We start from the raw sequence: 7,665 nt of genomic DNA, 5'->3' as shown, positions 1-7,665 counted from the left end.
ACAAGGACTGAAGGTCCAAGAAAGAACTTTCAGCCCAGTTATTATCATAGAAGATCAGCTTTTACAGACTTTTCTTCACACACTCCCGGAGATAAAAGCTTCAGGGATGCAGGGAAAAGCAGCGGGTCTGCACATACAATACCAGTGTGCAGACCCGCTCTTTAGATTGATTTTTCATTTGGCCTTATCCAGCCGCTTTTTCGTATACTTCTTAGCCTTGCATTTACAATGGCCGCACCCGGAAGCCAGACGCGTGGCTTTTTTAACTTTCTTAAAGGAATCAGCGCCTTCTTCAATGGCCTTTTTGATATCGTCCTTTGTCACCTTAAAGCAGGGACATATGTATTTATCCTTCCCCATTACAGCACCAGGGAGGGAGCTGTGTAGACCCTTGCTGCCAGCTCTGAATCCAGCATATAGAGTCCCTTGGGGTCATGGCCGAACAAATCAAAACGCTTTACCAGCTCGCTGGCATTCTTCTCTTCCTCGCCCTGCTCCTTGACGAACCAGTCCAAAAACTGCATGGTACGGAAATCCTTTACGGAATACGCTGCATCGTAAATCTCATGGATAAGGCCGGTCACATAGTTTTCATGCTCCAGTCCGGCAGCGAGAGGTCCCCTGAAGTCCTCAAATACCTTGTCCGGCTTGGCGATTGCCTCCAGTGTGATTTTTTCTCCGTTGTTCTGCAGATACTGGATGAACAGCATGGCATGGTCCCGTTCCTCCTGGGCCTGTACCTGGTACCAGTTGCAAAAGCCATTCAGCTCAGCATCCTTGTAATAATTGGCGAAATCCAGATACAGATAAGCGGAGTAAAATTCTTTGTTTACCTGTGTGTTAATAAGTTCTGCTACTTTTTTATCTAACATGTATGTCCTCCCATATAAATAATAATCAAATTTTAATAATCATACTCGTTTTATATGCTTTTTGCAAGAAAAATATGAGTATACGGGGCATTTTGGGGGAATTTGGAATCCCGGGCAGCGGCAGCTTCACCCGAATAATTCCCTGCTCCATGCCTCGGACAGCCGGTCCAGTGTGAAAAATGCATTGGCAGGGCTGGTGGAAGGGCATTTCACAGCTTCCCTTCCTGTTTTTTCCTGGCAGTATTTGCGGTACAGCTGAAAAGCCGTGTCGCCGTTGGCGATGATTTTTTCAATGCAGGCCGTGCGGAGAATCCGGTTCAGGTCCGTGGGAATCACATTGCGTATGCTCCGGTCGCTGGAACCCTTGATATCGCAGGCAGCCACCACGTCCCAAAGCGCTATATGGCGGCGTGCCAGCAGTTCCTTCTTGTCCTCTGTTGTTTCGGGCACAGGTTCCTCAAACAGGCGGGCCATTAATTTCCAGAAACGGTTCTGGGGATTGCCGTAGTAAAAGTTCTGTTCCCTGGATTTTACCGAGGGAAAACTGCCCAGTATCAGTATACGGGAGCTGTCATCGTAAATAGGGCCCAGGGTGTGGCACACACGGGTGTATCCGGCCGGAAGTTCATCCTCAATATAATCCTCCTCGCTCAGTTTGTTCCTGAGACGGCTTAAGGGAGCGCCGATTCCGCCGTCCTTTGCAATGGAAACAGCAAAGGCATTGATTTTCAGTTTGTTTTGCTCATACAGGTCCATGCTCTGGTATAATTCCTTGTAATCCTTAAGAAGCCGGAGCTTCAGCTTTACCGCGTTGGCCTTTTTCCAGTCCGTGCTCACCAGGCTGCCCTTGCGTTTCATGTAGTAGTAAACCGGAGTCTGGATGGCTGTGAACCGTCCGGCATACCGGATAAAGTTAAGGTTAAATAAAAAATCCTCGCACCAGCGCAGGTCCTCGTCCATTTTAAGCTGATGCTCCCGGACAATGCTGCGGCGGTACAGTTTATTCCACAGCACGCCGTAATAAAAATCAGCCGGTTCCTGCATCATATATTCTGCATACTGGGCCCTGGTCAGAAGTCCCCGTTCCCGTATATGCTGTTTTTCCGTAAATACCGCTCCGTCCACACGGTAAAAGTCTGAGATTACCAGGTCACAGTCGTATTTTCTGGCTGCGAAGACAAAGCTTTCCGTGGCATCCGGGGCGAGCCAGTCATCGCTGTCCATAAACTGTAAGTATTCTCCGCCGGCCATTTGGATGGCCTGGTTGCGGCTGTCAGATACCCCGGTATTCTCTTTGTTAATGATACGGAAACGGCGGTCCATCTTTTCATATTCCCGGCAGATTTCCAGGCTGGTATCCTGGCTTCCGTCATTTACCACGATGATTTCCATGTCCTGAAACGTCTGCTCCATGGCGCTGTTGAGACAGCGGCGCAGGTATTTTTCTGCATTGTAGACAGGTATGATGAGTGAAACAAAAGGCATGTCAGTCAGTCCTCCGGATTTTAGTTATCCCTATTAGTATAGCACAATTTAAAATAAAATTCTTGACTGGAGCTTTTAAATCTGTTATTATCGGATTCAGTAATATTTAAAGAGAGGTGTCTTTTTGTTAATTGTATCTGTTTGTGGAAGATAATTAAACCGATTGTGTACATGAAATGACAGTCCATTTGGCGGGCTTTGTTTTTGTGTACCCCGGAATCCATGACAGATGAATCATATGGTATCCTTTGGAACCTATGCGACATTGCCTGCAGTGGATGTCCGTAGGTTTTTTTGTCTTCCATTTTTTATGTTCGCGGTACATCCATTATGTTTCAGACGCGCTCCCATAAGGAGCATACATGAACAGGAAAACAGAGAGGAATCAGACAATACAATGAACAGGACATTTGAATCATATAAGACAGTTGCATTTGATATCATAAGAGAACAGCTGGCAGACCTTGCCAATTCAGCGGAGGCCAGGGAAATGGCCAGAGGGCTGGCGCCCTTTATGGAGGAAGGGGAACTGCGAAGAAGCATGAGGGACACCACCCAGGCCAGGCAGATGCTTGAACTGGCAGGCACCCCGCCCATGCCGGCTATGGAACACACAGCGGGGCTGGTAGCCCGGTCTGTCCGCGGCGAGCTGCTTACGCCGGAGGAAATGGAGGAAATCGGCATGTTCCTGGCTGCAGTCATGCGGGTCAGGTCCTATCTGGACAAGGGAATATCCTATGGAATTCCACTGTCCTATTACGGGGAAAACCTCAGGCTTATGCCGGAACTAAAGGAAGAGATAGAGGGAGCCATCCGTCACGGCAGGGTGGATGACCGTGCGTCAGGTACACTGCGGGATATCCGCCGGGAGCTTTTGCTCCTGGAAGAGAAAATCAAGGATAAGGCGGAGGCTCTTTTAAAATCACAGAAAAAGTATATGGCGGAAGCCTTTCTGGTCACCAGGAACGGCAGACTGTGCCTGCCGGTTAAAAAGGAGTATAAATCCAAAATACCGGGCAGCGCCATAGACAGGTCCTCCAGCGGCTCTACGGTATTCATAGAGCCGGAGGCCATAGCCAGGATGCAGGATGAGATAGAGGGCCTCAGGATAGAGGAGGACTGCGAGGAAAGGCGCATCCTGTACACGCTTATGGATAAGATTGCAATGGAGGAGGAAGGGTTTAAGGAAAATCTGGCCCTGCTGGCCAAGCTGGATTTTGTGTTTGCCAAAGGAAAGCTCAGTGCACAGATGGATGCCAGGGAACCGGCTGTCAACACGGAGGGAATCATATGCCTTAAGGAAGCCAGACACCCCCTTCTGCCGGAGGATACCAATGTGCCCCTGGATTTTAAGCTGGGAGGGGATAAGCGGGGTATGGTAATCACAGGACCTAATACAGGGGGAAAGACCGTTGCCATCAAGACCGTGGGACTGTTCGTGCTCATGGCCTGCTCCGGACTGCATCTACCCTGCCGGGAGGCGGACATAGCCATGCGTAACCTGGTATTATGCGATATCGGTGATGGTCAGGATATACTGGATAACCTGTCTACATTTTCAGCCCATATCACCAATGTGCTGGAGATACTGAAGCGGGCCACCAGGGAAAGTCTGGTTATACTGGATGAACTGGGGTCAGGCACTGACCCGGCCGAGGGCATGGGTATTGCCATTGCCATACTGGAGCAGCTGAGGCTTAGGGGATGCCTCTACCTGGTTACCACCCATTACCCGGAGGTTAAGACTTATGCAGGCCGCCACCAGGAGCTCATCAGCGCCAGGATGGCTTTTGACCGTGAGAACCTGAGGCCCCTTTACCGGCTGGAAATAGGAAAGACCGGGGACAGCTGCGCCCTCTATATTGCGAAGCGCCTGGGCATGCCGGAAGATATGATTCAAACAGCGGCATCGGAGGCGTACGGAGACAGGGCGGTCCGGGAACAGCATTGCGGGAGGCAGCCGGGAGGACTGGAGCGGATTCCGGTTCCCTGTATTGTCCCCATAAGGAAAAAAACAGTTTCCGCAAATCCGGAACAAGCGTATGGGAGAGGAGACAGCGTGGAGGTCCTTCCAAAGGGGGAGATTGGCATTGTGGTGAAACCGGCTGACCGGACGGGAAATGTTCTGGTCCAGGTAAAGAAGGAAAAACGCCTGGTAAACCAGAAACGTCTGAAGCTAAAGGTAAAGGCCGGGGAGCTGTATCCTGAGGATTACGATTTTTCCATTGTGTTTGACAGTGTGGAGAACCGTAAGGCCAGGCATCAGATGGAACGGAAATATATGGGGGATGCTGAGGTCCGGGCAGAAGAATAGCCCCCCTTACGACCCGACAGAGGATGACGCCCTAAACTCAGTGGGCGTCATCCTTTTATATTTCTTAAAGCACCTGCTGAAGTAATTCAAATCCCCAAAACCCACGTAAAAGGCAATGTTCTGGATGGACATTCCGGAAAAGGAGAGAAGTCCGGCAGCCTTTTCCACCCTGGCCTTTGTGATAAAGTTGGAAATGGAATCCCCTGTCTCCTGGTTAAACAGCCGGGAGAGATAGGAGGGGCTTACGCGAATGCCCTTTGCAATCCTTGCAAGGGTGAGCTGGTCGGCTAAGTGGATGCGAATGTAGGTGATGGCCTTGCGGACCAGGGGAGAATACTGGTCCAGCCGATTTGTCTGGACAAAGCGGCAGTAGGCGCTTATCATCTGGGATTTGCATTCCTCGGCTTCCCTTAAGCTGTTGGAGTTTTCAATGAGCATGGCAAAGTTGGAGGAGATGATGTCCAGATACACGGGATGGATGCCGGTGGTTTCTGCGCTTTTGCGGAGCATGGTATTCAGGGAGAAACCCAGGTTCTTTGCAGTGCGGAGGGGGTCCTCGGTTCGGACAATGGCCCGGCTTTCCTGGGAGAACTGTCTGTAATACTTAAGGGCCAGGTCCTGGCTGCCCTGTGCAACCTCCTGCAGGAGCAGCTTTTCGTAGTAATACCGGTGTTCCAGAAGCTCCATGGAAGCCTCATCCACACCCTCTTGCGACAGGCCGGAACTCTCCTGGGTATAATGCCGCTGCGATTCATAGTGAAGACAGGGAATTTCCTGGTCCGTGCCGGTAACAACCCGTATGGCGGTGCGGACAACCTCTGTAATCTGGGAATTTCCCACTACGGGCAGGTTAAGGCAGAACTGGCTGAAGGGGACCAGCAGGGACAGATTCTTTCCGTTATTCTGCAGGGTTTGCTCGCAAAAGGCAGTGTCCGCCGGATAGGGCAGATAGGGTCCGGCTATGAAAACCTGCTTTCCCCCGTCGTACAGGAACAGGCTGAAATGAAGGTTTATGAAATCCGTTATATGGTACAGCGCTCCCGGCTGTAAGGACTCTGCCATGGAACCGGTAATGAAAAAAGGAAAGCTGTTCTTGATGAAATCCGGAAAATATTCTTTGATACCGGTTTCCATGGCCTGTACCTGCGCGGGGCACAGGATGACGGGGACCTTTAACATGACTTCGATGAACTGCTTGGATATGAGTGCTTTTTCCTGTTCATCCATATGCTTCTGCTCTTTCATATTTTCCTGTTCCCCCTTTCATTTCTCCTTAAATCCGCTGCACTGCCGCAGCCTTGGTGTGATTTGCACAAAAAATCCAAAAAATATTATCTAAATCACCCAAATAAATATGACAATATAATCCTAATTAATATTATATAATCCTAACCACTTAAAATCAAGTGTGTTAGAATGTTGTTACAAACATAAAGCCGGCAAACAAAATGAAAATGTGTGAATGTAGGGAGATTATAGAAAATGGAGAAGAATAAAAGTGTTGCAAAACAGTACAACAACGCGAAGCTATGGCAGATTGGTTTCTTTTCACTGAATAACTGTGCTACCAATATCGCCATGTTCTTAATGATGCAGTATTCGTATTTTACCCAGAATGTCCTGGGGCTGGCAGCGGCCATTGTGGGCCTGATTGCAACGGGGACCCGTATCTTTGATGCTGTTACGGACCCGCTGGTGGGATTTCTGGTGGACCGGACCAATGGCCGGTTCGGCAAGTTCAGGCCCTATATGCTTGTGGGCAATATCATTATCTGGTGCAGCCTGATAGTGATTTTCAATACGCCGTCCTCCTGGGGAATTTCCAGGAAATACATTTTTACCACTGTATTTTACGTTATCTATATTATAGGATACACCTGCCAGACCGTTGTTACCAAGGCGGGCCAGGCCGTGCTTACCAATAATCCAAAGCAGCGTCCCATATTCGCCGGGTTTGACAGCGTTCTGACCCAGATGGCCAGCGCTCTGGTGCCCATGCTTATCACCACCATTCTGGCTGAAAAATATTCCGTCGGGGAATTTGTGGGGGAGAATGGAAAAGGCCTGGGAATGATTAATCCGGCCATGTGGAAGGAAGCAGCCATCATTTTAGCGGTTATATCCTTTGTATTTACCATCCTTGCCATCATTGGAATCAGCGCAAAGGACCGCCCTGAATTCTTTGGCCAGGCAGGCTCGCAGCCCAAGGTAAAGTTCAGGGATTACAAGGATATTGTCATGCACAACCGTCCCATCCAGATGCTGATTATCTCTGCTGCCACAGATAAACTGGGACAGCTCCTTATGAGCGGAACCATGACCTACCTGTTTGCCAACATGCTGCTGAATTCCAAGCTTCAGGGCGTATTTTCAAGTATCCTTATTACACCGCTTGTAGCTATTTCCATTGGCGGGGTGTTTGTATCCAGAAGATTCGGACTTAAGCGCACCTTCCTTGTGGGAACATGGGGGTCCATGATTATGCTGGCCATCATGTTTGTAGTCGGACCTGACCCGGAAGTGCCGGCCATATTCTTAGGGATGTTCCTGGTGCAGAAATGCCTGGCCAGTATGGGAAATTCAGGCATCATCCCCATGATAGCGGACTGTACGGATTATGAGATGTACCGCAGCGGCCGTTTTGTGCCCGGCATGATGGGAACCATGTTCTCCTTTATTGATAAAATCATATCCTCCTTTTCCGCCATGATTCAGGGATTCGCCCTGACAATGGCCGGGGTGGGAAATGTGGTAATCAGGCCCAATGAGCCTGTAAATGCAACCTTCAACATGGCTATTATGGTATGCTTCTGCATCGTGCCGATTCTGGGCCATATCGCTACAATCATAGCCATGCGCTGGTATAAGCTGGATAAGGTGAAAATGGCTGAAATCCAGGAAGAGCTGGAAAACCGGAAGGAAGCACGGACCGGAAAGGGAATATTACAGGACAGCGCAGAGGAAGCAGCTGCCGGAGCAGCAATATAGAACCGG

General features: G+C 49.6%; 6 protein-coding genes. 2 read left to right on the top strand and 4 right to left on the bottom strand.

The annotated features are described in order from the left end of the window. Positions 1 to 174: 174 nt before the first annotated feature. The 3 genes from FGS84_RS15835 to FGS84_RS31985 form a co-directional block, all read right to left on the bottom strand. Positions 175 to 360 carry a (2Fe-2S)-binding protein gene (locus tag FGS84_RS15835; protein WP_138309501.1) on the bottom strand — a complete coding sequence of 62 codons (186 nt, stop codon included), beginning with the start codon at positions 358 to 360 and terminating at the stop codon, positions 175 to 177. Further along, the gene (locus tag FGS84_RS15830) at positions 360 to 872 is read right to left on the bottom strand and encodes a ferritin (protein ID WP_138309500.1); all 513 of its coding nucleotides are present in this window, start codon (positions 870 to 872) and stop codon (positions 360 to 362) included. The genes FGS84_RS15835 and FGS84_RS15830 overlap by 1 nt, the downstream gene beginning before the upstream one ends. Before the next feature lie 126 nt (positions 873 to 998). After that, positions 999 to 2,357 carry a DNA-deoxyinosine glycosylase gene (locus tag FGS84_RS31985; protein ID WP_138309499.1) on the bottom strand — a complete coding sequence of 453 codons (1,359 nt, stop codon included), beginning with the start codon at positions 2,355 to 2,357 and terminating at the stop codon, positions 999 to 1,001. 397 nt (positions 2,358 to 2,754) lie between these two features. Between FGS84_RS31985 and FGS84_RS15820 the strand changes: the two genes are divergently transcribed. Beyond that, the gene (locus FGS84_RS15820; protein WP_138309498.1) at positions 2,755 to 4,671 is read left to right on the top strand and encodes a DNA mismatch repair protein MutS; all 1,917 of its coding nucleotides are present in this window, start codon (positions 2,755 to 2,757) and stop codon (positions 4,669 to 4,671) included. 6 nt (positions 4,672 to 4,677) lie between these two features. On the opposite strand, the gene FGS84_RS15815 is transcribed toward FGS84_RS15820, so the two are convergent. Continuing rightward, the gene (locus tag FGS84_RS15815; RefSeq protein ID WP_243129992.1) at positions 4,678 to 5,916 is read right to left on the bottom strand and encodes a helix-turn-helix domain-containing protein; all 1,239 of its coding nucleotides are present in this window, start codon (positions 5,914 to 5,916) and stop codon (positions 4,678 to 4,680) included. 237 nt (positions 5,917 to 6,153) lie between these two features. Here FGS84_RS15815 and FGS84_RS15810 point away from each other — a divergent pair, with 237 nt between their 5' ends. Then, on the top strand, positions 6,154 to 7,659 hold the full coding sequence (locus FGS84_RS15810) for an MFS transporter (protein WP_138309497.1): 1,506 nt from the start codon (positions 6,154 to 6,156) through the stop codon (positions 7,657 to 7,659). Positions 7,660 to 7,665: the final 6 nt, after the last annotated feature.

The sequence above is a fragment of the Clostridium sp. 1001271st1 H5 genome, from assembly GCF_005845215.1.
Classification (GTDB): Bacteria; Bacillota; Clostridia; order Lachnospirales; family Lachnospiraceae; genus Enterocloster.
The sequence above is the reverse complement of the archived record's forward strand: the minus strand, read 5'-3'. Positions and strand labels throughout refer to the sequence as shown.